22 protein-coding genes are annotated in these 24,892 nt (G+C 60.1%); 12 read left to right on the forward strand and 10 right to left on the reverse strand.

Features of this window, described 5'->3' with window-relative positions; translation table 11 throughout:
- Positions 1–74 precede the first annotated feature (74 nt).
- The 3 genes from preA to hydA form a co-directional block, all read right to left on the reverse strand.
- A complete protein-coding gene (gene preA / locus JWU58_RS11465; protein WP_071172797.1) occupies positions 75–1,349 on the reverse strand; it encodes an NAD-dependent dihydropyrimidine dehydrogenase subunit PreA in 1,275 nt (424 codons plus the stop codon).
- On the reverse strand, positions 1,350–2,717 hold the full coding sequence (locus JWU58_RS11470; RefSeq protein ID WP_206421984.1) for an NAD(P)-dependent oxidoreductase: 1,368 nt from the start codon (positions 2,715–2,717) through the stop codon (positions 1,350–1,352).
- A 164-nt stretch (positions 2,718–2,881) separates the two neighbouring features.
- Positions 2,882–4,321, reverse strand: a complete 1,440-nt coding sequence (hydA, locus tag JWU58_RS11475; RefSeq protein WP_206421985.1) for a dihydropyrimidinase — start codon at positions 4,319–4,321, stop codon at positions 2,882–2,884.
- 185 nt (positions 4,322–4,506) lie between these two features.
- Between hydA and JWU58_RS11480 the strand changes: the two genes are divergently transcribed.
- The 5 genes from JWU58_RS11480 to JWU58_RS11500 all read left to right on the forward strand — a co-directional run bounded on the left by JWU58_RS11480 (position 4,507) and on the right by JWU58_RS11500 (position 9,946).
- A complete protein-coding gene (locus tag JWU58_RS11480; RefSeq protein ID WP_178083612.1) occupies positions 4,507–4,659 on the forward strand; it encodes a hypothetical protein in 153 nt (50 codons plus the stop codon).
- Positions 4,660–4,945: 286 nt separating this feature from the next.
- A complete protein-coding gene (locus JWU58_RS11485; protein WP_206421986.1) occupies positions 4,946–6,430 on the forward strand; it encodes an NCS1 family nucleobase:cation symporter-1 in 1,485 nt (494 codons plus the stop codon).
- A gap of 136 nt (positions 6,431–6,566) precedes the next feature.
- Complete coding sequence (locus tag JWU58_RS11490; RefSeq protein ID WP_125918691.1) at positions 6,567–7,850, forward strand: Zn-dependent hydrolase; 1,284 nt, start codon at positions 6,567–6,569, stop codon at positions 7,848–7,850.
- A 201-nt stretch (positions 7,851–8,051) separates the two neighbouring features.
- The gene (locus JWU58_RS11495) at positions 8,052–9,548 is read left to right on the forward strand and encodes a helix-turn-helix transcriptional regulator (RefSeq protein ID WP_016775127.1); all 1,497 of its coding nucleotides are present in this window, start codon (positions 8,052–8,054) and stop codon (positions 9,546–9,548) included.
- A 140-nt stretch (positions 9,549–9,688) separates the two neighbouring features.
- Complete coding sequence (locus tag JWU58_RS11500; RefSeq protein WP_024013284.1) at positions 9,689–9,946, forward strand: DUF1652 domain-containing protein; 258 nt, start codon at positions 9,689–9,691, stop codon at positions 9,944–9,946.
- A 1,009-nt stretch (positions 9,947–10,955) separates the two neighbouring features.
- Here the strand turns inward: JWU58_RS11500 and JWU58_RS11505 are convergent.
- The 4 genes from JWU58_RS11505 to JWU58_RS11520 all read right to left on the reverse strand — a co-directional run bounded on the left by JWU58_RS11505 (position 10,956) and on the right by JWU58_RS11520 (position 14,500).
- Positions 10,956–11,723: an SDR family oxidoreductase gene (locus JWU58_RS11505; protein WP_024013283.1), complete on the reverse strand. Its 768-nt coding sequence runs from the start codon at positions 11,721–11,723 to the stop codon at positions 10,956–10,958.
- Positions 11,724–11,760: 37 nt separating this feature from the next.
- The gene (locus JWU58_RS11510; protein ID WP_206421987.1) at positions 11,761–12,828 is read right to left on the reverse strand and encodes a phosphotransferase family protein; all 1,068 of its coding nucleotides are present in this window, start codon (positions 12,826–12,828) and stop codon (positions 11,761–11,763) included.
- 163 nt (positions 12,829–12,991) lie between these two features.
- The gene (locus JWU58_RS11515) at positions 12,992–13,960 is read right to left on the reverse strand and encodes a 2-hydroxyacid dehydrogenase (protein ID WP_125926941.1); all 969 of its coding nucleotides are present in this window, start codon (positions 13,958–13,960) and stop codon (positions 12,992–12,994) included.
- A gap of 156 nt (positions 13,961–14,116) precedes the next feature.
- On the reverse strand, positions 14,117–14,500 hold the full coding sequence (locus JWU58_RS11520; protein ID WP_016775121.1) for a tautomerase family protein: 384 nt from the start codon (positions 14,498–14,500) through the stop codon (positions 14,117–14,119).
- Between the two features lie 137 nt (positions 14,501–14,637).
- Here JWU58_RS11520 and JWU58_RS11525 point away from each other — a divergent pair, with 137 nt between their 5' ends.
- The 3 genes from JWU58_RS11525 to JWU58_RS11535 all read left to right on the forward strand — a co-directional run bounded on the left by JWU58_RS11525 (position 14,638) and on the right by JWU58_RS11535 (position 16,677).
- Complete coding sequence (locus JWU58_RS11525; protein ID WP_404939668.1) at positions 14,638–14,922, forward strand: hypothetical protein; 285 nt, start codon at positions 14,638–14,640, stop codon at positions 14,920–14,922.
- A 52-nt stretch (positions 14,923–14,974) separates the two neighbouring features.
- Positions 14,975–15,145, forward strand: coding sequence for a hypothetical protein (locus JWU58_RS11530; protein ID WP_177433339.1), 171 nt, complete (start codon positions 14,975–14,977; stop codon positions 15,143–15,145).
- A 251-nt stretch (positions 15,146–15,396) separates the two neighbouring features.
- Positions 15,397–16,677, forward strand: coding sequence for an HAAAP family serine/threonine permease (locus JWU58_RS11535; RefSeq protein ID WP_206421988.1), 1,281 nt, complete (start codon positions 15,397–15,399; stop codon positions 16,675–16,677).
- A 166-nt stretch (positions 16,678–16,843) separates the two neighbouring features.
- Here the strand turns inward: JWU58_RS11535 and acnB are convergent, their stop codons facing one another.
- Positions 16,844–19,453 carry a bifunctional aconitate hydratase 2/2-methylisocitrate dehydratase gene (gene acnB, locus JWU58_RS11540; protein WP_024013276.1) on the reverse strand — a complete coding sequence of 870 codons (2,610 nt, stop codon included), beginning with the start codon at positions 19,451–19,453 and terminating at the stop codon, positions 16,844–16,846.
- Positions 19,454–19,920: 467 nt separating this feature from the next.
- Here acnB and JWU58_RS11545 point away from each other — a divergent pair, with 467 nt between their 5' ends.
- Complete coding sequence (locus JWU58_RS11545; protein ID WP_024013275.1) at positions 19,921–20,391, forward strand: DUF1289 domain-containing protein; 471 nt, start codon at positions 19,921–19,923, stop codon at positions 20,389–20,391.
- A gap of 100 nt (positions 20,392–20,491) precedes the next feature.
- Here the strand turns inward: JWU58_RS11545 and JWU58_RS11550 are convergent, their stop codons facing one another.
- Positions 20,492–21,355 (reverse strand): universal stress protein, encoded by an 864-nt coding sequence (locus tag JWU58_RS11550; protein WP_123442225.1) that lies wholly within the window; start codon positions 21,353–21,355, stop codon positions 20,492–20,494.
- Positions 21,356–21,514: 159 nt separating this feature from the next.
- Between JWU58_RS11550 and JWU58_RS11555 the strand changes: the two genes are divergently transcribed.
- The 3 genes from JWU58_RS11555 (at position 21,515) to JWU58_RS11565 (ending at position 24,253) form a co-directional block, all read left to right on the forward strand.
- Positions 21,515–22,117 carry a MiaE family protein gene (locus JWU58_RS11555; protein WP_016775115.1) on the forward strand — a complete coding sequence of 201 codons (603 nt, stop codon included), beginning with the start codon at positions 21,515–21,517 and terminating at the stop codon, positions 22,115–22,117.
- Between the two features lie 141 nt (positions 22,118–22,258).
- Positions 22,259–22,966, forward strand: a complete 708-nt coding sequence (locus tag JWU58_RS11560; RefSeq protein ID WP_016775114.1) for a response regulator — start codon at positions 22,259–22,261, stop codon at positions 22,964–22,966.
- Entirely contained in the window at positions 22,967–24,253 is a 1,287-nt protein-coding gene (locus JWU58_RS11565; protein ID WP_206421989.1) for an ATP-binding protein, read from the forward strand.
- Between the two features lie 99 nt (positions 24,254–24,352).
- Here the strand turns inward: JWU58_RS11565 and JWU58_RS11570 are convergent, their stop codons facing one another.
- Positions 24,353–24,841, reverse strand: coding sequence for a GFA family protein (locus JWU58_RS11570; protein WP_123442228.1), 489 nt, complete (start codon positions 24,839–24,841; stop codon positions 24,353–24,355).
- Positions 24,842–24,892: the final 51 nt, after the last annotated feature.

The following is a 24,892-nucleotide window of genomic DNA, read 5'->3' on the forward strand; positions in this document are numbered from 1 at the left end:
GGTCGGCGAAGTTTGTCAGCATCCCCCAATCAGTCCCCTCTCCCTTGGGGTGAGGGCTAGGGTGAGGGGGTTTTTCAGACTGCGACGTGGTAGGGGTTACGCGGATCATGATTCCAGTCCAGAAACGGCTTGCCCGTGTCCATCGGCACCATCTCGATGCAGTCGGCCACGGGGCAGGTGATCTGGCACAGGTTGCAGCCCACACATTCCTCATCGATCACTTCATATTTATGCGTACCGTCGGCCTGTTTCAGACTGCCGATCGCCTGGTGTGAGGTGTCTTCACAAGCGATGTGGCAACGCCCGCAACCAATGCACGCCTCCTGGTCAATCTTTGCGATGACCTGGTAGTTGATATCGAGGTACTTCCAATCCGTGGTGTTACCCACGGCGCGGCCGGAAAATTCGGCGATATTGGCGTAACCCTGGCTGTCCATCCACCGCGACAGGCCATCCTTCATCTCTTCGACAATGCGGAAACCATGCAGCATCGCCGCCGTGCACACCTGCACCGCACCGCTGCCTAGCGCCATGAACTCAGCGGCGTCGCGCCAGCTGCCGATGCCGCCAATGCCGCAGATCGGCAAACCCTGGGTCTGCGGATCACGGGCAATTTCCGCGACCATGTTCAGCGCAATCGGCTTGACCGCCGAACCGCAATAACCGCCGTGGGTGCTTTTGCTGCCGACGGTGGGCAGGGCGACCATGTGGTCCAGGTCGACGCTGGTGATCGAGTTGATCGTGTTGATCAGCGACACCGCATCGGCGCCGCCACGATGCGCCGCCCGGGCAGCGACGCGGATGTCGGTGATGTTCGGGGTGAGTTTGACGATCACCGGCAGCGAGCAGTACGTCTTGCACCAGCGCGTCACCTGTTCGACATACTCCGGCACCTGGCCGACCGCTGCGCCCATGCCGCGTTCGGGCATGCCGTGGGGGCAGCCGAAGTTGAGTTCGATGCCGTCGGCGCCAGTGGCCTCGACCAGCGGCAGGATGTGTTTCCACGATTCCTCGACACACGGCACCATCAGCGACACGATCAGCGCGCGATCCGGCCAATCCTTTTTCACCTGAGTGATTTCGCGCAGGTTGATTTCCAGCGAACGGTCGGTGATCAGTTCGATGTTGTTGATGCCCAGCACTTCGCGATTGGCGCCGTAATGCGCCGAATAACGCGAGGAAACGTTGACCGCCGCCGGATCCTCACCCAGGGTTTTCCAGACCACGCCACCCCAGCCCGCTTCGAAGGCGCGGACCACGTTGTAGGCCTTGTCGGTGGGTGGCGCGGAGGCCAGCCAGAACGGGTTGGGCGCTTTGATGCCGGCGAAGACTATCGAGAGATCGGCCATTTACGCAGCCTCCACGTTGAGCATCAGTTGAGCGTTGATCGCCTCGGCGGCGCGTTTGCCGTGCTGCACTGCTTGCACGGTGAGGTCCTGATCGAGGCTGGTGCAGTCGCCGCCGGCATACACGCCGGGGACGCTGGTGCGCAGGTGTTCATCGACCTCGATGCGTTCGCCCTGACGCTTGAGTTCGCGCGCCAACGGATCACTGAGGGTGCTGTCATCGAAGCTCTGGCCGATCGCTTTGAAGATCGCATCGGCAGCCAGCTCAAAGGTTTCTCCGGTGGTTTGCAGACGGCCTTCAACCAGATCGGTGCGGGCGAAACGCATGCCGCGCACGCGGCCCTGATCATCGAGCAACACTTGCTCCGGTTGCGCCCAGGTCAGCAATCGCACCTGATTGGCTTTGGCGATGTCCTGCTCATGGTGGGTGGCGCCCATGTCTGCCGCACCACGGCGATACACCAGATTGACGTCGCGCGCGCCGAGGCGAGCCATTTGCACGGCCATGTCGATCGCCGTGTTGCCAGCGCCGAGAACGATGCAGCGTTCGGCCAAGGGCAGTTGCGTGAGGTCATCGGCCTGGCGCAGTTCGCGGATGTAGTCGGTGGCGGCGAGCAGGCCCGGCGCGTCTTCGTGGGCCAGACCGAGTTGCTTGCTGGCATTCAGGCCGAGGCCGAGGAATACCGCGTCAAACTGCTGATGCAGTTCGCTGAGGGTCAGGTTTGCACCGAGTTTCTGGCCGTGGCGGATTTCTATCCCGCCAATCTGCAGAAGGAAGTCCAGCTCCTTCTGCGCGTAATCGTCGACCAGTTTGTACTTGGCAATGCCGTACTCGTTAAGCCCGCCGGCCTTTTCCCGCGCTTCGAAAATCACCACGTCATGCCCGTGCATTGCGCTGCGATGGGCGCAGGACAACCCGGCCGGCCCGGCGCCGACCACGGCGATACGTTTGCCTGTGACCGGGGCGCGCTGGAACGGATGCTCGGCGAAATGCGCGTTGTCCACGGCATAGCGTTGCAGCAGACCAATCAGCACCGGCGCGCATTCCTGCGCGTTGTTGCGCACGCAGGCCTGCTGGCAGAGGATTTCCGTTGGACAGACCCGCGCGCAACTGCCGCCGAGGATGTTTGCCGAAAGGATTTTCTGCGCCGCGCCTTGGACGTTGTCCTGATGGATGTTGCGGATGAACGACGGGATATCGATTTCGCTGGGGCACGCATTGACGCAAGGCGCGTCGTAGCAATACAGGCAGCGCGAGGCCTCCAGATGCGCTTGCCGGGCATTGAGCGGCGGCGCCAGATCAGTGAAATGGCCGGCGAGGGCGGCCGCGCTTTCGTGCGGGTGGGGGAGGTGGTTCAGGGTTTCGATCACGGTTTATGGCCTCATGGCTAATTGAGGTGCTGCCTCTGATGGGCAGTGGTTGATCGTTCCCACGCTCTGCGTGGGAATGCCTCAAGGGACGCTCTGCGTTCCAATGGGACGCAGAGCGTCCCGGGCTGCATTCCCACGCAGAGCATGGGAACGATCACTAGGGGTCAGCGTTTAACGGCAGTCGGCTTGTGCAACTCCGCCCGCTTGCTCAACAAATCAAACACCGCCGGGTAGGCCGGCCGTTCGATGTAGCGTCCGGCGCCGCGTTCGGCGCGCAGGTCGCCGTCGGCCCAGACCACGCGGCCCTGGCTGACGGTGTGGCTCGGCACGCCGCGCACGGTCTTGCCTTCGAAGATGTTGAAGTCCACCTGCTGATGGTGGGTCTTGGCGGAAATGGTCCGCGTGCCTTGCGGATCCCACAGCACCAGATCGGCGTCGGCGCCCACGCGGATCGCACCTTTGCGTGGATAGAGATTGAATATCTTCGCGGTGTTGGTGGAGGTCAGCGCGACGAAATCCTGCATCGACAATCGCCCGGAGTTGACGCCTTCATCCCACAACACCGCCATGCGGTCTTCGATACCGGCGGTGCCGTTGGGAATCTTGCTGAAGTCGTCGCGGCCGGCGGCTTTCTGCTCGGCGCAGAAGCAGCAATGGTCGGTGGCGGTGGTGTGCAGATTGCCGTTCTGCAGCCCGTGCCACAGCGCCTCCTGATGGCCGCGTGGACGGAACGGCGGGCTCATCACGTAGCCGGCGGCGGTCTGCCAGTCCGGGTGTTGATAGACGCTGTCGTCAAGCAGCAAGTGCCCGGCCAGCACCTCGCCGTAAACCGGCTGGCCCTTGCTGCGGGCATAGGTGATTTCGTCCAGAGCTTCCTTGGTGGAAACGTGCACCAGGTACAACGGCGTGCCGATGGTTTCGGCAATGCGGATCGCCCGGCTCGCGGCTTCACCTTCGACCTGCGAAGGCCGCGACAGCGGATGCGCTTCCGGCCCGGTAATGCCCTGGGCCATCAGCTTGCGTTGCAGGTGATAGACCAGCTCGCCATTTTCCGCGTGCACGGTCGGCACCGCACCAAGTTCCAGGCAGCGCTCGAAACTCGCCACCAGAGTGTCGTCGGCGGCCATGATCGCGTTCTTGTAGGCCATGAAATGCTTGAAGCTGTTGATGCCGTGGTGGCTGACCAGCTCGGCCATTTCCTCGCGCACCTGCTCGCTCCACCAGGTGATTGCGACGTGGAAGCCATAGTCCGACGCAGACTTTTGCGCCCAGCCGCGCCACTGATGAAACGCTTCCATCAGCGATTGCTGCGGGTTGGGAATCACAAAGTCGATGATCGACGTGGTGCCGCCGGCCAGGCCGGCAGCGGTGCCGCTGTAGAAATCCTCCCTGGCAACGGTGCCCATGAACGGCAGTTGCATATGCGTATGCGGATCGATGCCGCCGGGCATCAGGTACTGGCCACTACCGTCGAGCATTTCTGCGCCGGCGGGAATATCGAGGTTTTCACCAATGGCTTTGAACACGCCGTCAGCGCAATAGACGTCGGCGCGGTAACTTTCATCATGGGTAACAACGGTGGCGCCACGGATCAACAGAGACATTCCGGATTCCTCGCAGGCATGACCGACTTGTGCCGGTTCTAGATGTTTTATTGAAGTACAGCGGCGCAGTTCGTATTCCTGTCATCGCTGTCAGGAATAGAAACTAGTCGCGATTTCAAGAATGATCAAGAATATTTTTTATAAGCTTATAGCTATTTCAAGCTATTGATAAATAAGGATAAATAATGGAAATCACCAAAATGGTGAGGCTGCTCACCATTTTGACGCACTTGACAGGATGGAAATATGAGCAAGATTTCCTATGTGAAATCAGCCGCTTGAAGTTGTGCTGCGGTTGCGGGTTCACCGACAAAAATAAATGCAGTGCACCAGTTTGAGTCCTGACACTTCGGACAACTTGCCCGACGTTTAGCCTGAGCGTTCAGACAAGTTTTCCCGGACTCATCGAATATTCAATTAAAACTGATGAATATCAGAAAGTTGCAAAGCGTCCAGTGCACCGCCCAAGCGTTCAGCGCCAGACCCGGCACGTTTATTGATGCCGCCGCTGACACCATGGACGGTGCATGAAAGTTGTCAGTTCCTCCGGCCATCGTCCGGTTGGCGCCGTATGCGCCAGCCGCCTGATGAGCAAAAAATAATCAGAAGAACAGTGGAGCGGCCATGCAACAGACCAGATCACAAGTGACCGAGCGCGACGGCTTGTGCGAGCTCGAAGCCGGCAGCGACGTCCTCGACAGTCCCCGTTACAACCACGACATGGCACCGACCAAGGTGCGCGAACGCACTTGGAACAAATGGCACATCACCGCGCTGTGGGTCGGCATGTCGATTTGTGTGCCGACCTACACCCTCGGCGGCGTGCTCACCGCTTATTTCGGCTTGAGCGTCGGCGAAGCACTGTTGGCGATTCTGTTTGCCAACGTCATCGTGTTGATTCCGCTGACCCTCAATGCTTTCCCCGGCACCAAGTACGGCATTCCGTTTCCGGTGCTGCTGCGCTCGTCGTTCGGCATTCTCGGTTCCAACGTGCCGTGCCTGATCCGCGCGTTGGTGGCGTGTGGCTGGTTCGGCATCCAGACCATGTTCGGCGGACTGGCGATTCACCTGTTTCTCGGCTCGGTGTTCGAGGGCTGGAAATCCCTCGGCGGCACCGGCGAGGTGATCGGTTTCATGGTGTTCTGGGCGCTGAATCTGTGGGTGGTGATTCGCGGTGCCGAGTCGATCAAATGGCTGGAAACCTTGTCGGCGCCGTTACTGGTGGCGGTGGGCATAGGCCTGCTGGTGTGGGCGATGCCCAATGTGTCGATGACTGAGTTGCTGGCGATCCCGCCCAAGCGTCCGGAAGGCGCCAGCGTGGTCAGTTACTTCGCGGCAGGGCTGACGGCGATGGTCGGATTCTGGGCCACGCTGTCGCTGAACATTCCCGACTTCAGTCGCTACGCCAAGAGCCAGAAGGATCAGATCCTCGGGCAGATTTTCGGCCTGCCGCTGACCATGTTCCTCTTCGCTGCGCTGGGCGTGGTGATGACCGCCGCATCGGTGAAACTGGTCGGCGTCACCGTGTCCGACCCGGTCACGCTGATCGGCCATATCCAGAGCCCGGTGTGGGTCGCGGTGGCCATGGCGCTGATCATCGTTGCCACACTGTCGACCAACACCGCCGCCAATATCGTCTCGCCAACCAATGACTTCCAGAACATCGCGCCGAAGGTGATCAACCGCACCAAAGCGGTGTTGCTCACCGGTCTGGTCGGGCTGGTGCTGATGGGTCATGAACTGCTGAAAAAGCTTGGCCTGATCGTTTCCGACATCAGCCTGGAAACCGTGTACTCGAACTGGCTGCTGGGCTATTCGAGCCTGCTCGGGCCGATCGCCGGGATCATGGTGGTGGATTATTTCCTGATCAAGAAACAGCGACTGGACCTCGCCGGGCTGTACCGCGATGACGTGTATCCGGCGTGGAACCGGGCGGGTTTTCTCGCCTTTGGCGTTCCGGTGGCGCTGACCTTGCTGTCGCTGGGCAGCGACGCGTTCAGCTGGTTCTACAGCTATGGCTGGTTCACCGGCTCGGCGCTGGGCGGGATTATTTATTACGGGTTGTGCGTGATGCGGGCGCAGCCTTCTGCCGTGAAAACAGCGGTGTAACACATGATCGTTCCCACGCTCTGCGTGGGAACGCAGCCCGGGACGCTCCGCGTCCCAACAGCGGACGCAGAGCGTCCATGGATGAATGCCCACGCAGAGCATGGGCACTATCGGCATCAGCATTGAGGAGATCCCCATGAACGCAGCCGTAGACGTTCTGCAATCCACCCATCAGCACATCAACCGCGATCGCCTCTGGGCCTCGCTCATGGAACTGGCCAGACTCGGCGCCACGGTCAAGGGCGGCGTCTGTCGCCTGGCCCTGACCGACCTCGACCGCCAGGCCCGCGACCTGTTCGTGCAATGGTGCAAGGACGCCGGTTGCAGCGTCACGGTCGATGCCGTGGGCAACATTTTCGCCCGGCGCGCCGGGCGCAACCCGAACCTGCCACCCGTGATGACCGGCAGCCACATCGACACTCAACCCACCGGTGGCAAGTTCGACGGTTGCTTCGGCGTGCTCGCCGGCGTCGAAGTGCTGCGTACCCTCAACGACCTCGGCGTGGAAACCGAAGCGCCGCTGGAAGTGGTGGTCTGGACCAACGAAGAGGGCTCACGCTTCGCCCCGTGCATGATGGGCTCCGGAGTCTTCGCCGAGAAATTCACCCTCGAAGAAACCCTCGCCAAGGTCGACGCCGACGGTGTCACCGTCGGCGAAGCACTGAATGCCATCGGCTACGCCGGCCCGCGCAAGGTCAGCGGGCACGCGGTCGGCGCGTATTTCGAAGCGCACATCGAGCAAGGCCCGATCCTCGAGGACGAAGAGAAAACCATCGGTGTGGTACTCGGCGCGCTCGGGCAGAAGTGGTTCGACCTGAAATTGCGCGGCGTCGAAGCCCACGCCGGCCCGACGCCGATGCACCTGCGCAAGGATGCCCTGGTCGGCGCCTCGGTGATCGTCGGCGCCGTCAACCGCGCCGCCCTCGGCCATCAGCCTCACGCCTGCGGCACGGTCGGCTGCCTGCAAGCCTATCCCGGCTCGCGCAACGTGATCCCCGGCGAAGTGCGCATGACCCTCGACTTCCGGCATCTGGAGCCGGCGCGGCTGGATTCGATGATTGCCGAAGTGAAACAAGTGATCGATGCGACCTGCGAAGAGCACGGCCTCACCTATGAACTGACCCCGACCGCCGACTTCCCGCCGCTGTACTTCGAAAAGGGCTGTGTGGAGGCGGTGCGCGGCGCCGCGAAAGGGCTGGGTCTGTCGCACATGGACATTGTCAGTGGCGCCGGGCATGACGCGATCTTCCTCGCTGAGTTAGGCCCGGCGGGAATGATTTTTGTGCCATGCGAGGGTGGGATCAGCCATAACGAAATAGAGAATGCCGCACCGGATGATCTGGCGGCGGGGTGCGCGGTGTTGCTAAGGGCGATGCTCGCGGCTTCGGCGATGGTGGCGGACAGCGAGCGTGCCGCCTAAGGTAAACACACCAAGCAAACCTGTGGGAGCGAGCCTGCTCGCGAATGCGCCGGGTCAGTCACCGAATGGTCTATCTGACCCAGCGCTTACGCGAGCAGGCTCGCTCCCACAGGGGATTTCTGGCGATTTTGAGGCTGTGGCACGATCCCGAGCCGCTGCGGTCGTACTCTTCACCTAGCCGCATCACAGTGTGGAGATCCAATGAGCCAGGAAGTCCTGACCACCGAAACCAACCGTCGCCAGTTGCAGCAGATCATCGCCGGGCTGTCGGACGGGGTGATTCTGCTGGAACTCGACAAAAGCATTCTCTGGGCCAACGAAGCGGCGCTGACCATGCACGGTGTCAGCACCATCGGTGATCTGGGCAGCAACGCCGACGAGTACGCCAAACGCTTCACGCTGCGCTATCGCAACAATCATGTCTTGCCGCCGGACAACTACCCGATCAGCCGTGTCGCCCGCTGCGAGGCGTTCAATGATGTGCTGATCGAAGTCTCGTCCGTGGACGACCCGGAGCGGGTCTGGGTGCACAGCGTGCGCAGCATGGTGCTGACCGACCGCGTCGGCCAGCCCGAGTCGCTGGTGCTGATCATGAGCGACGTTACCGACTGGGCCAACGCCGAGCAGCGTTTCGAAAAAACCTTCAACGCCAACCCCGCGCCGGCAGTGATCTGTCGTCTCAGCGATTTGCGCTACATCAAGGTCAACCCGGGCTTTCTGGAAATGACCGGCTATACCCGCGATCAGGTGATCGGCACCTCGGCTTACGAAATCGATATCTTCGAGCAGGCCGATCAGCGCGATCTGGCTGTTCAGCGCTTGCGCGATGTCGCGACCATTCCGCAAATGCAGGCGGAACTGCGCCTCCCCGACGGTGGCAGTAAACAGGTGATCGTTGCCGGTCAGCCGTTGCTGCTCAATGACGAGAATTGCATGCTGTTCTCTTTCGTCGACATGGAGCCCCGGCGCCGGGTCGAAGTGGCCTTGCGTCAGAGCGAGGAGCGCTTTGCCAAGGCTTTTCGTCTGACTCCGGTGCCGATTCTGATCTGCACCGCTGAAAAGCAGGAGGTCATCGACGTCAACCAGGCATTCCTCGATACCCTGGCCTATGACAGCGATGACGTACTCGGCAAAACCGTGACGCAATTGAGCTTCATCCACGATGACGGCGCGCGCACCCGGTTATTGTCGGCGCTGGCGAAGAACGGTCGGGTGGATCGGGTCGATGTGCCGGTGCGCAAGAAGGACGAGGAGTTGCTGGAGTGTGCGGTCTCGGCCGACACCGTGAACATTCACGACACGTCCTGCTATTTGCTGGTGTTGATGGACATGACCGAGCGCAAGCGCACTGAGCTTGAGCTGGTCGCGGCGATTGAAGAGGTGATGAAGGATGCGTCGTGGTTCAGCCGGACGCTGATCGAAAAGCTGGCCAACGTGAAGAAGATCAACTCGCCGCAGCTGCCAAGTGCCTCGTTCACTGACCTGACGGCCCGTGAACGCGATGTGCTGGGTTTGATCTGTGAAGGACTGGCGGACAAGGAGATCGCCGCGCGGTTGAAACTGGCGCCCAATACCGTGCGCAATCATGTTGCCACTGTGTACTCGAAAATCGATGTGCATAGCCGCAGCGAGGCGATCGTCTGGGCTCGGGAGCGCGGTTTGTTTTCGGGAGAGTGGGGCACCAAGGGCCAGCGTTGAGGGGTGCAAATGCACTAGTTACAAGGGTGCAAATTCATGTATTGGCCAAGGCGTTGTGTTCTTAGGCTGGTGGGGTGCGGTGTAGACCATTTCGGGTTTGCGATCGTGCCCCTTTTGAAACAGTCATAGGAACAACGTCAATGATGAATCTTGCGCAGTTGCGCGCTCGGCTCGAGCACAGTTTTGCGCCGCTGGCTTGTGAGTGTTCGGTGGATGGTGATCATTCGCTGACGGTCAAGTTGTATCACCGGGATTCGGGGCAGGTGGATCTGGTGATCAGCGGGCTGGATCTGGCTTCGCTGCGTACGCCTGGGGCGGTCGAGGCGTTGGTGGATGAGTTGCGGTATGAGCTTGAGAGCAATTCCTTGCGTTCTTCGCGGGATCCGGATTTGGCTTAAGCGCGCTTTGGGTCTTGGCGGCCTTTGGGCCGGCCATGCTCTGGGGGGGTTGGGTGTATCTCCGTTTCTGCGGGTGTTGCGGCTGGCGGTTTCGCCCTTACGGCGAGTCCCTTTTGGCAAACGCCCCAAAAGGAACCAAAAGGTCTTCGCCCTGACGTTCGGCCCGCTCGCTGAGGCTCGGGGTTCCTTCGCTCTGGGATCGATCCTGGCGCAGCGGCTCCGGTTTGCTTCGCTGCACCTACACTCGCTGTGTACGACTGCGTCGTACGGTCGCTGCGCTCCCACGCCCGGATCAATCCCTCCACTCAGCCTGCCGACGGGCTCTGAGATCAAGATCAAAAGCGGTACTCGAGCTAACGCTCATCGTGTGTAGGAGCTGCCGAAGGCTGCGATCTTTTGATTTTGATTTTGCTTTTCTGTGGGAGCGAGCCTGCTCGCGATGAGGACCTCGCCTGCAACGATGATCTCAATCCAGCCCTTTGCCGGACAATACCCGCAAAACCGACAGCCAATCCCAGCCAATCTCCCCAATCCACTGGCGCTAACAAGGCGCTCAGCTATAAAGAATGAGTGGTCAGGTCTTCCGCGGCCGGTTGGGTTGCGGGAGTTTGTCTCCCTTTACCGCGGGTCGTCCTATGAATAATCCTGGGAAACGCGTATTGCCGTTGGCTTTTCTTGCTGTGCTGTTGGCCGGTTGTTCCAGTCCTCCACCGCCTGCGCCTGTCGCGCCGCCGCCACCGCCGGAACGTCGGTGTGAGGTGCTGGAGAATACTGAGGTTGCCGGAGATATGTATGTCGATGGGCAGGTAACTCGCCACATCACCACTACCCGTTGCATAACCCAATAACACTCGCGATTCCTCGATTGCACGAGGCTTGGAACCCAGCAGTGACCCTGTGGGAGCGAGCCTGCTCGCGAAGGCGTGGTATCAGTCAAAACACAGCTGACTGACCCAACGCTTTCGCGAGCAGGCTCGCTCCCACACGGGTTAGCAATTTGCCCTGGAAATCAGGACAGGAACCCGCCATCCACATTCAGCGCCACACCAGTGGTGTAGCTCGACGCATCGCTGGCCAGGTACAACACCGCGCCGGCCATTTCGCTTGGGTCGGCTACGCGTTTGAGCGGGATCTGGGTCAGTGCCTGTTTCAGAATCGCATCGTTCTTGACCAGCGCCGAGGCGAATTTGGTGTCGGTCAGGCCGGGGAGCAGGGCGTTGCAGCGGATGCCGAATTGCGCGCATTCCTTGGCGAAGACTTTGGTCATGTTGATGACCGCCGCTTTGGTCACCGAGTAAATGCCCTGGAAGATACCCGGCGAGATGCCGTTGATCGAGGCGACGTTGATGATGCTGCCGCCACCGTTTTCGCGCATCAGCTTGCCGGCTTCGACCGACATGAAGAAGTAACCGCGAATGTTTACATCGACGGTCTTCTGGAACGCGCCCAGATCGGTGTCGAGTACGTTGCAGAATTGCGGATTGGTTGCGGCGTTGTTGACGAGGATGTCGAGGCGGCCGAATTGTTCCTTGATCCCGGCGAAGACCTGGCTGATCTGCTCCATCTCACCGATGTGGCAGGCCACGGCTGTTGCCTTGCCGCCGGCGGCGGTGATGGCGTCGGCGACGTGTTGGCAGCCTTCGAGCTTGCGGCTCGAGACGATCACATGGGCGCCTTGCTGGGCCAGCAGTTTGGCGATGGCTTCACCGATGCCACGGCTGGCACCGGAGACGAAAGCGATTTTGCCGTCGAGGTCGAACAACTGAGTCTTGGACATGGGTTTCCCTTGTTGGAAGTCTTGTTATTGGCCCGGATCAGAGGCTGGATTTCTGGATGACCTGCAGGCTCATCTGCTCCAGCAGTTTGTTCATGTGAATGAACTGCGCGAAGCGTTTGTCCTGCGTCTGGCCATGGTAGAAGCGGTAGTAGATCTGCTGCACGATGCCGGCCAGGCGGAACAGGCCGTAGGTGTAGTAGAAGTCGAAATTGTCGATGCGGATGCCCGAGCGCTCGGCGTAGTAGTCGACGAATTCGCGGCGGGTCAGCATGCCCGGTGCGTGGCTTGGCTGGCGGCGCATCAGTTGCACCGGTGCCGGGTCACCGGCTTCGATCCAGTAGGCGAGGGTGTTGCCCAGGTCCATCAGCGGGTCGCCGAGGGTGGTCAGTTCCCAGTCGAGCACGCCGATGATCTGCATCGGATTGGCCGGGTCGAGGATGACGTTGTCGAAGCGGTAGTCGTTGTGGACGATGCTTGAGGTCGGGTGGTCGGCCGGCATCTTGTCGTTGAGCCAGGCTTTGACTGCTTCCCAGTGCGGCGCGTCCGGGGTCAGGGCTTTTTCGTAGCGCTCGCTCCAGCCCCTGATCTGCCGCGCGACGTAGCCTTCGGGCTTGCCCAGATCGCCGAGGCCGCAGGCGTTGTAATCGACCCGATGCAGTTCGACGAAGCGGTCGATGAAGCTTTTGCACAGCGCTTCGGTTTTCGCCGAATCAAGGCCCAGTTCCGGCGGCAGTTCGGCGCGCAGGATGATGCCTTTGACCCGTTCCATCACATAGAACTCGGCGCCGATGACGGCCTCGTCAGTGCAATGGACGTAGGCCTTCGGGCAATACGGAAAGCCGTCGCGCAGTTGGTTGAGAATGCGGAACTCACGGCCCATGTCGTGGGCGGATTTGGCCTTGTGGCCGAACGGCGGGCGGCGCAGAACGAATTCCTGCTCCGGGTATTCCAGCAGGTAGGTCAGGTTCGACGCGCCGCCGGGAAACTGGCTGATCTGCGGCGTGCCGGTCAGGCCGGGAATGTGCGCCTTGAGGTACGGATCGATCAGGCTGGCATCGAGTTCTTCGCCCGCGCGGATCCGGGTGGACTGGTCAGTAAGCGCCATGCTTATCCCTTCTGCTTATTTTGGAGGCCAGACATCATTGGCTAATCTAATGGCGCGCTCGGGTGCTCACAAGCGCGGGTCGGTCTTATAGGTTAGCGTGTTGCTGGATAATCAACTTTGAGAATGGGGCGAGCAGCGGCGCAGACCGAGGATCCTGCGCGCCTTAATGCACGCGCTGGTTGCTCAGTTTCGGTGGCAGGGCGACAGGCGTCAGCACCGGTTGCCCGGAGAAAAACGCCATCAGGTTTTTGCCGACCAGTTCGACAGTGCCTTGCGTGGCTTCAGGGGAAAGCCCGGCGACGTGTGGGGTCAGCACAACGTTGCTGAGGTGTTTCAGGGCATCAGGCACTTCCGGTTCGTGATCGAACACGTCCAGCGCTGCGCCGGCGATACGACGTTGTTCGAGTGCAGTGATCAGGTCTGCCGTTGCGATAACGCTGGCGCGGGCGATGTTGACGATAAATCCCTTGGGGCCGAGGGCATCGAGCACGGCTCGCGTCACCAGATGTTGAGTAGCAATGCCACCAGGCGTGGCAACGACCAGAAAGTCCGAAGCTCGCGCCAGATCGGTCGGTGTCGAGCAGAACGCATAAGCGACGTCGCTGCGCACCTGGCGGTTGTGGTAGCTGATCTGCATGTCGAAACCCAGCTCCGCACGCTTGGCAATCGCCATGCCCACGGCGCCCAGCCCGAGGATGCCCAGACGCTTGCCGGCCAGCGACGGGCGCATGATTTTCGGCCATTCACCGCGGCGCACGGCGGCATCGCAGCGCGGGATGTCGCGGACCAATGCCAGCAGCAATGCCATCGCATGATCGGCCACTGACGAGGCATTGACTCCGGCGCCATTGGTGACGGTGATCCCGCGGTCACTGGCTGCTTGCAGATCGACCTGTTCATAACCGGCGCCGATCACCGTGATGATTTTCAGGGCGGGCAGGGCGCTGATCTCTTGCGCAGTCAGGCCCAGCGGGCCACGAGTCAGCACGGCGTCGACGCGACTGCCATGGGTGGCGATGGCTTGCGCGCGTTCGGCTGGCGTTGGTGCAAGGATCAGGTGGAATCCCTGATGCTCAAGAATCGGCAGATAGTCATTGATCGTTTCAACCAGTACCAGAACGGTTGCGGGCATTGCGCGGCTCCTGTGATTGGCGGCGGGTGGGTCGCGAAAGTCGACTCAGAGTGCTGAATCCGCAGCGGCTTGGCAATCGTTGCATTCACGCAGTGGTGCTTTGATTCTGGACGGGTTCGTGGAACAAGCAAGTACGCAGGCATGGCGCACGACCCATCAGCTGACGTATTGCGCAACACCATTACCGAACGACCAGTTCTCTTTCTTTACCTCCAGCAGATTGATGAACACATCCTCCAGGCGAATACCCAGTTGCGCATGCAGGCGCTCGGCAATGGTTTTGAACAGCAATTGTTTCTTTTCCACGCTGCGCCCTTCGCTGATGGTGATCTGGATGAACACCACGCCGTCGCTGCGCTGGATGCCGAGGTATTGCGGGTCATAAACGAAATGCTGGGCGTCATGTTCGTTGAGAATCTGGAAGTTGTCGTGCTCGGGCACATCGATACAGCTGCGCAGAGCGGCGTAGATCTGTTCGCCGATGCGCCTGGCGAAAGTGGGATCGGGATTTTGCTGGATGTCGACGCGGACCAGTGGCATGGGAGGCTCCTTGGGTTATGGCTTCTCACACGCTAGATCAAGGGCAGGGTTCTGGTAGGTAATTGGTCTGGAATATTGCAAATACCGTGTATGAGGAGGCTTACGTGACTCGCGGATTTTGCCTACGGGAATGGCAGATGCGTCTGCTGGTCAGCACCCGTATGGATGCGAAATCATCACGCCTCAGAGCAGCTTGCGCGATAGCTGCCACCAGCCAGGGAAGGCGAATGCTTCAAAACGACCGGGAAAACCTCGAACTGGACAAGCTGTTGAATGAAATACGCAAGCTTGTGGCCGAGAGGAAAAAACTTGTGGCGGAAGAAAAAAAGATGAAATGGGAAACCTATTTCTACCCGGTTGCGGTAGTGGCCGGAATGTTGACCGCGACAGCGGCCTTGATCGGCCTTTCGCTCAAGTTATGAATGTGCGCGTTTCGCTCTATCCAACCCGTTACCCGCGAAAAAGGAAATCACCATGAGTACGTTCGACCGCCAAGCCATGATTGACCGTTCCGATCGAGAGCACGACGAGTACGTAGAAAGGTTGCGCCTCCAGCAGCGAGGCGACATCGTTCCGATCCTCGCATTGCTGAGTCTTGCCTTGCTTTGCATGTCGTTTGGCTTTCTGGTCGCTCGATTGATCTGATCGTTCCGGCTGCGCACGGTGCCGGAAAAACTGCCAGAAAACGACATGCAGCGTAGCTGGAAACGGCAAAAAGCATTCCGAAAACGACTCCCCATCGGTCTGCTCCGCACAACCATTCCTCAGCTAAGTCTTTGCTTGCATTGATTTATCACGGAGAATCGCGCCCCTGTTTCGGCCGGAGCATGTCTGTCGGTTTTTTCCGACGCGTCCTGACCGAGTGGCAAGTGACCGGAATGCGGAGATCCGACCGGATGAATGATCAGGCCAATAGCCTCGAAAAGCGCTTCGACGCAGCAGCACCCGCTGAACTTTCGAGCTGGAATCGCCAGGACACCACCTGGATGCTGGGACTGTTTGGGACGGCCATTGGCGCCGGCACCCTGTTTTTGCCGATCAACGCAGGGCTGGGGGGCTTCTGGCCGCTGGTGATCCTCGCGCTGCTGGCCTTCCCGATGACGTTTTACGCGCACCGTGGGCTGACCCGTTTTGTGCTGTCCGGTCGCGAAGGTGCCGATATTACCGAAGTGGTCGAGCAGCATTTCGGTATCAAGGCCGGTGCCTTGATCACGCTGCTGTACTTCTTTGCCATCTTCCCGATCCTGTTGATCTACAGCGTCGGCCTGACCAACACGGTCGCCAGTTTCCTCGAACACCAACTGCACATCACGCCGCCGCCGCGCGCGTTGCTGTCGTTCGTGCTGATTCTCGGCCTGCTGGCCGTGGTGCGTTGCGGTGAGCAGGCGATCGTCAAAGCCATGAGCCTGATGGTCTATCCGTTCATCGTTGCGCTGCTGTTCCTTGGCGTGTACCTGATTCCGCACTGGAATGGCGGCATCCTCGCCACCGCGTCGCAAGTGCCGGCGCCGTCAGCGCTGCTGCACACGCTGTGGCTGGCGATTACGGTGATGGTGTTCTCGTTCAACCATTCGCCGATCATCTCGGCGTTCGCGATGGACCAGAAGCGTCGTTACGGTGTGCACGCCGACGAGCGCAGCTCACAGATCCTCGCGCGCGCTCATGCATTGATGGTCATTTTGGTGCTGTTCTTCGTATTCAGTTGCGTGCTGACCCTGTCGCCAGAGCAACTGGCTGAGGCGAAAGAGCAGAATCTTTCGATCCTGTCGTACCTGGCCAACCACTTCAGCAACCCGACCATCGAGTTTGCGGCGCCGTTGATTGCGTTTGTGGCGATCTCCAAGTCGTTCCTCGGTCATTACATCGGGGCCAGCGAAGGCCTCAAGGGCCTGATCGTCAAGAGCGGCAGACGTCCGGGCGCCAAGGCGCTGGATCGCATCGTGGCGGCGTTCATGCTGGTGATCTGCTGGATCGTCGCAACGCTTGATCCGAGCATCCTGGGCATGATCGAAACCGTCGGTGGGCCGGTGATTGCGGCGATTCTGTTCCTGATGCCGATGTACGCGATTCGCAAAGTGCCAGCGATGGCGCGCTATCGCGGTCAGGCGTCGAACGTATTTGTTACGGCAGTCGGGCTGGTGGCGATTTCGGCGCTGGTTTACAAGCTGGCTGTGTAATGACTGATCGTTCCCACGCTCTGCGTGGGAATGCCTCTTGTGACGCTCTGCGTCACGCTTGGGGACGCAGAGCGTCCGGGGCTGCATTCCCACGCGGAGCGTGGGAACGATCAAAAAAAACGCCGCTCATCTCACGATGGGCGGCGTTTTTTATTGCCTTGCAGCGTTAGGCTTGAACGACCGGGATCTTGGCGTTCGCAGCAGCTTCACGGAACTCGGCGATCTGGTCGAAGGACAGGTAGCGGTAGACATCGGCCGCCATGCTGTCGATCTTGCCAGCGTATTCCATGTACTCCTCGACGGTCGGCAGGCGACCCAGGATCGAAGCAACGGACGCCAGCTCGGCCGAGGCCAGGTAGACGTTCGCGCCGTCGCCCAGACGGTTCGGGAAGTTACGGGTCGACGTGGAGACCACGGTGCTGTTCGGCTCAACGCGTGCCTGGTTACCCATGCACAGCGAGCAGCCTGGCATTTCCATGCGTGCGCCAGCCTTGCCGTAGATGCCGTAGTAGCCTTCTTCGGTCAGTTGGTGAGCGTCCATCTTGGTCGGCGGCGACAGCCACAGACGGGTTGGCAGCTGACCCTTGACCTGATCCAGCAGTTTACCGGCAGCGCGGAAGTGACCGATGTTGGTCATGCACGAACCGATGAACACTTCGTCGATCTTCTCGCCAGCAACGCTGGACAGCAGACGGGCGTCGTCCGGATCGTTCGGCGCGCAGAGCACAGGCTCGTTGATCTCGGCCAGATCGATTTCGATGACTTCGGCGTATTCGGCGTCGGCATCGGCTTCCATCAGCTCAGGATTGGCGATCCAGGCTTCCATCGCTTGAGCACGACGTTCCAGGGTACGCGCATCGCCGTAGCCTTCGCCGATCATCCAGCGCAGCAGGGTGATGTTGGACTGCAGGTACTCGGTGATCGACTCTTTCGACAGCTTGATGGTGCAACCGGCAGCCGAACGTTCGGCCGAGGCGTCGGACAGTTCGAACGCCTGCTCCAGGGTCAGACCTTCCAGGCCTTCGATTTCCAGGATGCGGCCGGAGAAGGCGTTTTTCTTGCCTTTCTTCTCGACGGTCAGCAGACCGTTCTGGATAGCGAAGTACGGAATGGCATGAACCAGGTCACGCAGGGTGATGCCAGGTTTCATCTTGCCCTTGAAGCGCACCAGGATCGATTCCGGCATGTCCAGTGGCATTACACCAGTGGCTGCAGCGAACGCGACCAGACCGGAACCGGCCGGGAACGAGATGCCCATCGGGAAACGGGTGTGCGAGTCACCACCGGTACCGACGGTGTCCGGCAACAGCATGCGGTTCAGCCACGAGTGGATGATGCCGTCGCCCGGACGCAGGGAGACGCCGCCGCGGGTCATGATGAAGTCAGGCAGGGTGTGGTGGGTGGTCACGTCGATCGGCTTTGGATAGGCCGCGGTGTGGCAGAACGACTGCATCACCAGATCAGCGGAGAAGCCCAGGCACGCCAGGTCTTTCAGTTCGTCACGGGTCATTGGACCGGTGGTGTCCTGAGAACCCACGGTGGTCATCTTCGGTTCGCAGTAGGTGCCAGGACGCACGCCCTGGCCTTCTGCCAGACCGCAGGCCTTGCCGACCATTTTCTGCGCCAGGGTGAAACCCTTGGTGCTTTCAGCCGGAGCTTCCGGCTTCTTGAACAGATCGAACGCTGGCAGACCCAGTTCGGCGCGAGCCTTTTCGGTCAGACCACGGCCGATGATCAGCGGAATACGACCGCCGGCACGGACTTCGTCCAGCAGCACCGGGGTTTTCATTTCGAAAGTGGTGATGACTTCGTCGGTACCGTGCTTGCAGACTTTGCCAGCGTGCGGGTACAGGTCGATCACGTCGCCCATGTTCATGTTCGACACGTCGAACTCGATCGGCAGGGCGCCGGCATCTTCCATGGTGTTGTAGAAGATCGGAGCGATCTTGCTGCCGAAGCAGAAACCGCCAGCGCGCTTGTTCGGCACGTACGGGATGTCGTCGCCGAAGAACCACAGCACCGAGTTGGTGGCCGATTTACGCGAGGAACCGGTACCGACCACGTCACCGACGTAGGCGATCGGGAAGCCCTGGCCGCGCATTTCTTCGATCTGCTTCATCGGGCCGGTCTTGCCTTGCTCGTCCGGAACGATGCCGTCACGGGCCATTTTCAGCATGGCCAGGGCGTGCAGCGGGATGTCAGGACGCGACCAGGCGTCTGGCGCAGGGGAGAGGTCGTCGGTGTTGGTTTCGCCGGTGACCTTGAATACGCGCAGGCTGATCTTGTCGGCCAGGACCGGGCGCTTCTTGAACCACTCGCCGTCAGCCCAGGATTGCAGCACGGCCTTGGCGTGAACGTTGCCGTTCTTGGCTTTTTCAGCGACGTCGTGGAAGGCGTCGAACATCAGCAGGGTGTGCTTGAGTTCTTCGGCGGCGACTGGCGCGAGCTCGGCGTCGTCCAGCAGTTCAACGAGGGTGACGATGTTGTAGCCGCCCTGCATGGTGCCGAGCAGTTCGACAGCGCGTTTCTTGTCCAGCAGAGGGGAGGTGGCTTCGCCCTTGGCCAGGGCAGACAGGAAACCTGCCTTGACGTAGGCGGCTTCGTCCACTCCAGGTGGTACGCGATTGGTGATCAGGTCAACGAGGAAAGCTTCTTCGCCAGCCGGAGGGTTCTTCAGCAGCTCGATCAGGCCTGCTGTTTGTTCGGCGTTAAGCGGCTGGGGAACGATACCCAGGGCTGCACGCTCTTCGATATGTTTGCGGTAGGCTTCAAGCACAGTTATTACCCTCATCAGTGGTCCCAAATGGGTGTCCGGGACGCTCATCCCGAAATTGCCGTACTCATGCGCCTCACGACGTTGTGGGTCGTTCGGCCAGAATTACCGGCAATTCCTTACAGAAGCTGCTTTCAAAGTTTTACGCCTGCAGAACGGGGAGCTGATGAGGGTTGGCGTTGGGCTTTTCCCCGCTGGAAAAACCCTTCGCCAACACCGCTCTGAAGGAACGACTGTGCTCGTGACGCTTTGAAAACAGCTTCTAACGGACATTGGCGCCTTAAAAGGCTGGCTGATTCTACGGCAAAAAAAATTTAAAGGTAAGTCGCGCTCTATTGGACTTTCGTGGCAATCAGCGCGGCCGGAGCAAACTTGCGACGCCGGCGAGACCTTGCTGTTTGAGGGGTGATCAATGCCCTACAAAGGGCTAACATGCCGGCCTGTTCCGCGTTTCAGTGTTCTGCCCATTTATGCCCAATCAGACCATCAAGACCCCCTGCGTCGGCCTCTGCTCCACCGTTTACGGTGACCTGGTGTGCCGTGGCTGCAAGCGATTCCACCACGAAGTGATCCATTGGAACGGGTACAACGAGGAGGAAAAGCGTGCTGTGTGGCTGCGTCTGGAGCAATTGCTGTCACAAGTGATGGCGAGCAAAGTCGAGATCTTCGATCCGGCGCGCCTGCGCGAGCAGCTCGAACAGCGCAAGATCCGCTTCGTACCGCATCAGTCGGAATATTGCTGGGCCTATCAGCTGATTGCCCGGGGCGCGCGGGTGATCATTAATCTTGAGGCGTACGGGATGGTGTTGCTGCCGGAGTTCCGCGACTGGAACCTGCCGGAACTGCGCGATGCCATTGATCGGGAATTCTTCCTGCTGTCGGAAGCGCATTATCAGCGCTACATCGCCCCGGGCTTTCTGAAAGACGCCTTCGGCGCCTGAACAGCAAAAGCTTCGCGAGCAGGCTCGCTCCCACAGGGAAATGCATTCCAGATGTGGGAGCGAGCCTGCTCGCGAAAGCGCCAGTCAGGCATGGCAATCCTCAGTGTTTTGCCGTCAGTTCCACCAGATGATCCTCAACCTCCTGCGGCTTGAGCACCAGGACATCGCTTTCCAGCGTATCCAGCACCGCTTCAGCGGTATTGCCGATCAACGCGCCTGACAGACCACTGCGCGCCACCGTGCCAATTACCGTTACTGCCGCCTGGAGCTTGTTCGCCATGAACGGGATCAGCACATCTGCCGGGCCTTCCTCGATGTGCAGGTGCTCGTCATCGACATCGAACTCCGCCTGAAACGCCCGGCACTGCTCGCGGTATTTGGCTTCTATGGTCGATTTCAGCTGAAACGTCGGGTCCGCCGCCGAGAGCATCGGCGACGGATGCGCGGTAATCACATGCAGGTGCGCTTTGGCCAGACTGGCGATGTCATAGCCGTGATCGATGATGGTGCTGTGCAAATGCCGATGCTCACCGTCGGCATTGCCGACATCGACGGCAGCGAGAATCACTTTGTCTTTCCACGAACCGGCGGTTTTCACCAGCAGCACCGGGGTAGGGCAGTGGCGCAGGAGCTTCCAGTCGGCCGGGGTCAGCAGGGCTTTTTTCAGCGAGCTGTCGGGAAAGTGCTGTTTGATCACCAGGCCGCATCCCTCGGCCTGCTGCACATCGATGATGGTTTCGTGCAGGCTCTCGTTCCACGCCTGTTCGGTGGTCACGCTGTAGCCTTCGGCGAGCAATGCCGCCTTGAGCACGCTGAGCAGGCCGGCGTGGTCATGCTTCTTGTCACACACCAGCAGATGCAGATGGGCCTGGGTGACACCGGCGATCAGCTTGGCGCGCTTGAGCGCCAGGCTTTCTGCATGTTCAGGTTCGATGACCACCAGAATGCTGCGAATGGCTTGCATGAGCGGAGTCTCCAGCAAAGAAAAGGCACGGCGTTGCACAACTATAGTTGCTACCCGAACGTCTGCGACTTGATGCATATCAACAGCCGCCGCTGGTGGTCTGCGGGCAGGCCGGTATAATCGGCGCCCTTCGCTCGAACACCTTTTACCGTGAGCCCCATGATCCTTCCCGAAATCCACGAATTCCTTGGCTGCCGCACGCCCGACGCCTGGGTCCAGGCGGCACTGGCCGATCAGGAAACCCTGCTGATCGATCACAAGAACTGCGAGTTCAAGGCCGCCAGCACGGCGCTGAGCCTGATTGCCAAGTACCACGCCCATGTCGACCTGATCAACATGATGTCGCGCCTGGCCCGGGAAGAACTGGTGCACCACGAGCAAGTCATGCGCATCATGAAACGGCGCAAGATCGAGTTGCGTCAGCTGCACGCCGGCCGCTACGCCTCGGGCCTGCGCAAGGTGGTGCGCAGCCACGAACCGGTGAAACTGGTGGATACGCTGGTGGTTGGTGCTTTCATCGAAGCGCGCAGTTGCGAACGCTTTGAAGCATTGGTGCCGCATCTGGACGAAGAACTGGGCAAGTTCTATTTCGGTTTGCTGAAAAGCGAGGCGCGGCACTTTCAGGGTTATCTGAAACTGGCCTATCAGTATGGTGATGCCAAGGATGTCGCGCAGGTGATCGAGCGCGTCCGTGCGGCCGAGCAGGAACTGATCGAATCGCCGGACGAGGAATTCCGCTTCCACAGCGGTGTGCCCGCCTGAATTTGTTAAAAACTCTTAAGAGTATGAAACATCACCGAAAACCGGCCCGAGTGGCCGGTTTTTGCTGTCTGCCGTCATCGCCTATTCGATGAATGCCAGCATAATATCGGCCCTTCCACGTTTGGCTTGGCAACGGTTGTTATGGATAACCTGGGTTTCGGCAAAGTTCTGCTGGTCGAAGACGATGAGCGTCTCGCCGCACTGATCGCACACTTTCTAGAACAACACGGCTACGAGGTGCGCACGGTGCATCGCGGTGATCTGGCTATGGCTGCATTCCTGGAATTCAAGCCGAAAGTGCTGGTGCTCGACCTGATGTTGCCGGGGCAGAGCGGTTTGCAGGTCTGCCGGGAAATTCGCAGTGTTTCGGACACGCCGATCGTGATCCTCACGGCCAAGGAAGACGATCTCGATCACATTCTCGGTCTGGAGTCCGGCGCTGACGATTACGTGATCAAACCGATCAAACCGCCGGTATTGCTCGCGCGGCTGCGGGCGTTGCAACGGCGGCAGACGCCGGATACCAGCGTCGTCAGTTTCCTCGAGTTCGGGCAATTGAGCATCGATCGCAGTTGCCGGGAAGTGCGCCTGACCGGTGAGCTGATCGAGCTGACCACCATGGAGTTCGAATTGCTCTGGTTGCTTGCCAGCGCGGCAGGCAAGATTCTTTCCCGCGATGACATTCTCAATCGCATGCGCGGCATTGCCTTCGACGGCCTCAACCGTAGCGTCGACGTCTACATCAGCAAATTGCGCAACAAACTCAAGGACAACCCTCGCGAGCCGGTGTGCATCAAGACCGTGTGGGGCAAGGGCTATCTGTTCAATCCGTTCGCGTGGGAGCTGTAGATGCTGCGCTTGTTCCTCGGCCTGTTTCTGGTGATGACGGTGGGTCTGGTGCTGGCCTTGCAGGCGGTCGAGCACACCTTCAATGCGTTGCTCGACAGCCAGACGCAGGATTACAACCGTGAAGCCGTGCGTGGTCAGGCATGGTCGCTGGTCGATCATCTGCAAGGCCGCCAGGGCGCCGAGCGTGAACAGAAACTCGATTCATTGCGTGCGCATTACGGTCTGTCGCTGAGTCTGGTCGAGGCCGATCAACTGGCCCTCACACCGCAGGAAAAAGCCGAGCTCGCGCGGAACCTGTTGGTGATCCGCGACGATTACACGCAGTTCATCAGCAACATCGATGGCGGCTCGCAGTTGCTCAGCATCAAGCTGCCGCCAGAGCCGAGCCTGATGCCGTTCTACATCACCGCGGCGTACATGATGCTCGCGGTGTTGATCGGCATCGTTCTGTTTTTTTGGGTGCGTCCACACTGGCGCGACCTGGAAAAGCTGCGGCTGGCGGCCGAGCGTTTCGGCGACAACGATCTGTCGGTGCGCATTCAGTTGTCGCGGCGCTCGAACATCCGCGATCTGGCCGAGCACTTCAATCTGATGGCGGCGCGCATCGAAGGCTTGATCGCCAACCAGCGCGAACTGACCAACGCGGTGTCTCACGAATTGCGCACACCGATTGCGCGGCTGTCGTTCGAACTTGATCAGCTCAAACAGCTACCGGACGCCAGCGAGAATCGCGAGCTGATCGCCGACATGTATGCCGACCTTGGTGAGCTGGAGGAGATGGTCTCGGAGCTGCTGACCTACGCCAGCCTCGAGCACGGCGCGACAGTGATCAAACGGGAGAATATTCACGCGGCCGATTGGCTAGACAGCGTCGTCGGCAGTGTGGCGCTTGAGGCCGAAGCAGTGGGCGTGCAGTTGTCGATCGCCGGTTGCCAGGTCGACACGGTAAGCATCGAACCGCGCTTCATGGCGCGGGCGGTGATCAACCTTTTGCGCAATGCCATTCGCTATGCCGAACAGCGTGTCGAGGTGTCGCTGCTGCGCAATGGCGATGACTATGAAGTACGGGTCAGCGATGACGGCCCGGGTGTGCCGCTGGAGGGACGGGAGAAAATCTTCGAACCGTTTTCCCGACTGGACGCCAGCCGGGATCGGCGCACTGGCGGTTTTGGATTGGGCCTGGCGTTGGTGCGGCGGGTGTCGCAGTCCCATGGCGGGCAGGTTGAGGTTGGCGAATCGGTGTGGGGCGGGGCGTTGTTCAGGATGACCTGGGCGCATCTGGACTGATTGATATTGCCTGACCCGGCCCCTTCGCGAGCAGGCTCGCTCCCACAGGTGATCGCAATCCAAATGTGGCAGCGAGCCTGCTCGCGAAGGGCGCGGTGTTCAGCGAGTCACGCCGAGTCGCTCATGCCACTGGGCGATCGATTCTTCGGGATATTCATCGAACTGCTGATCATTCGGCTTCGCCTCGACTTCAACCCAGGGCGCTTTCGAGCCAAGCATCAGGTGCGTGTGTTCCGGCGGCACCGGCAGCGGCGTATCGATCGCCGAGGCGAATGGATGAATCAGCTCTGGCCACTCCGGGCTGAACAGCCACAGGCCGCTGCCGCACAGTGAGCAGAAGTGGCGCTCGGCGCTGCTGCGATGGGCGCGTTTATCGCCGTCAGCTTTCATCTTCGCGTGATAGATGCTGATGTTTTTGCGTCCGCGAACCTTGAGAGTGGTCGCGTCGCCGCCAAGGTTGATCGCATAACCGCCACCGCCCTGGGTCTTGCGGCAGATCGAGCAATAGCAGCGTTGATAGGGATAAGGATGGGCGCTGTCGAGGCTGAACGTGACTTCGCCGCAATGGCAGGAGCCTTCGAGTTGCATGGTGCTCTCCCGTGTCTAATGGTCCGCTTCAGCCTAGAACATTCTGCCTGA

The organism is Pseudomonas atacamensis, assembly GCF_017167965.1.
In the GTDB taxonomy this organism is placed as follows: Bacteria; Pseudomonadota; Gammaproteobacteria; order Pseudomonadales; family Pseudomonadaceae; genus Aquipseudomonas; species Aquipseudomonas atacamensis.

Excerpts from the sequence above, each read along its gene's own strand:
- preA (WP_071172797.1), bottom strand. The coding sequence starts at position 1,349 with ATGGCCGATCTCTCGATAGTCTTCGCCGGCATCAAAGCGCCCAACCCG.
- hydA (WP_206421985.1), bottom strand. The coding sequence starts at position 4,321 with ATGTCTCTGTTGATCCGTGGCGCCACCGTTGTTACCCATGATGAAAGT.
- JWU58_RS11480 (WP_178083612.1), top strand. The coding sequence starts at position 4,507 with ATGGAAATCACCAAAATGGTGAGGCTGCTCACCATTTTGACGCACTTG.
- JWU58_RS11485 (WP_206421986.1), top strand. The coding sequence starts at position 4,946 with ATGCAACAGACCAGATCACAAGTGACCGAGCGCGACGGCTTGTGCGAG.
- JWU58_RS11490 (WP_125918691.1), top strand. The coding sequence starts at position 6,567 with ATGAACGCAGCCGTAGACGTTCTGCAATCCACCCATCAGCACATCAAC.
- JWU58_RS11495 (WP_016775127.1), top strand. The coding sequence starts at position 8,052 with ATGAGCCAGGAAGTCCTGACCACCGAAACCAACCGTCGCCAGTTGCAG.
- JWU58_RS11500 (WP_024013284.1), top strand. The coding sequence starts at position 9,689 with ATGATGAATCTTGCGCAGTTGCGCGCTCGGCTCGAGCACAGTTTTGCG.
- JWU58_RS11505 (WP_024013283.1), bottom strand. The coding sequence starts at position 11,723 with ATGTCCAAGACTCAGTTGTTCGACCTCGACGGCAAAATCGCTTTCGTC.
- JWU58_RS11510 (WP_206421987.1), bottom strand. The coding sequence starts at position 12,828 with ATGGCGCTTACTGACCAGTCCACCCGGATCCGCGCGGGCGAAGAACTC.
- JWU58_RS11515 (WP_125926941.1), bottom strand. The coding sequence starts at position 13,960 with ATGCCCGCAACCGTTCTGGTACTGGTTGAAACGATCAATGACTATCTG.
- JWU58_RS11520 (WP_016775121.1), bottom strand. The coding sequence starts at position 14,500 with ATGCCACTGGTCCGCGTCGACATCCAGCAAAATCCCGATCCCACTTTC.
- JWU58_RS11525 (WP_404939668.1), top strand. The coding sequence starts at position 14,638 with ATGCGTCTGCTGGTCAGCACCCGTATGGATGCGAAATCATCACGCCTC.
- JWU58_RS11530 (WP_177433339.1), top strand. The coding sequence starts at position 14,975 with ATGAGTACGTTCGACCGCCAAGCCATGATTGACCGTTCCGATCGAGAG.
- JWU58_RS11535 (WP_206421988.1), top strand. The coding sequence starts at position 15,397 with ATGAATGATCAGGCCAATAGCCTCGAAAAGCGCTTCGACGCAGCAGCA.
- JWU58_RS11545 (WP_024013275.1), top strand. The coding sequence starts at position 19,921 with ATGCCCAATCAGACCATCAAGACCCCCTGCGTCGGCCTCTGCTCCACC.
- JWU58_RS11550 (WP_123442225.1), bottom strand. The coding sequence starts at position 21,355 with ATGCAAGCCATTCGCAGCATTCTGGTGGTCATCGAACCTGAACATGCA.
- JWU58_RS11555 (WP_016775115.1), top strand. The coding sequence starts at position 21,515 with ATGATCCTTCCCGAAATCCACGAATTCCTTGGCTGCCGCACGCCCGAC.
- JWU58_RS11560 (WP_016775114.1), top strand. The coding sequence starts at position 22,259 with ATGGATAACCTGGGTTTCGGCAAAGTTCTGCTGGTCGAAGACGATGAG.
- JWU58_RS11565 (WP_206421989.1), top strand. The coding sequence starts at position 22,967 with ATGCTGCGCTTGTTCCTCGGCCTGTTTCTGGTGATGACGGTGGGTCTG.
- JWU58_RS11570 (WP_123442228.1), bottom strand. The coding sequence starts at position 24,841 with ATGCAACTCGAAGGCTCCTGCCATTGCGGCGAAGTCACGTTCAGCCTC.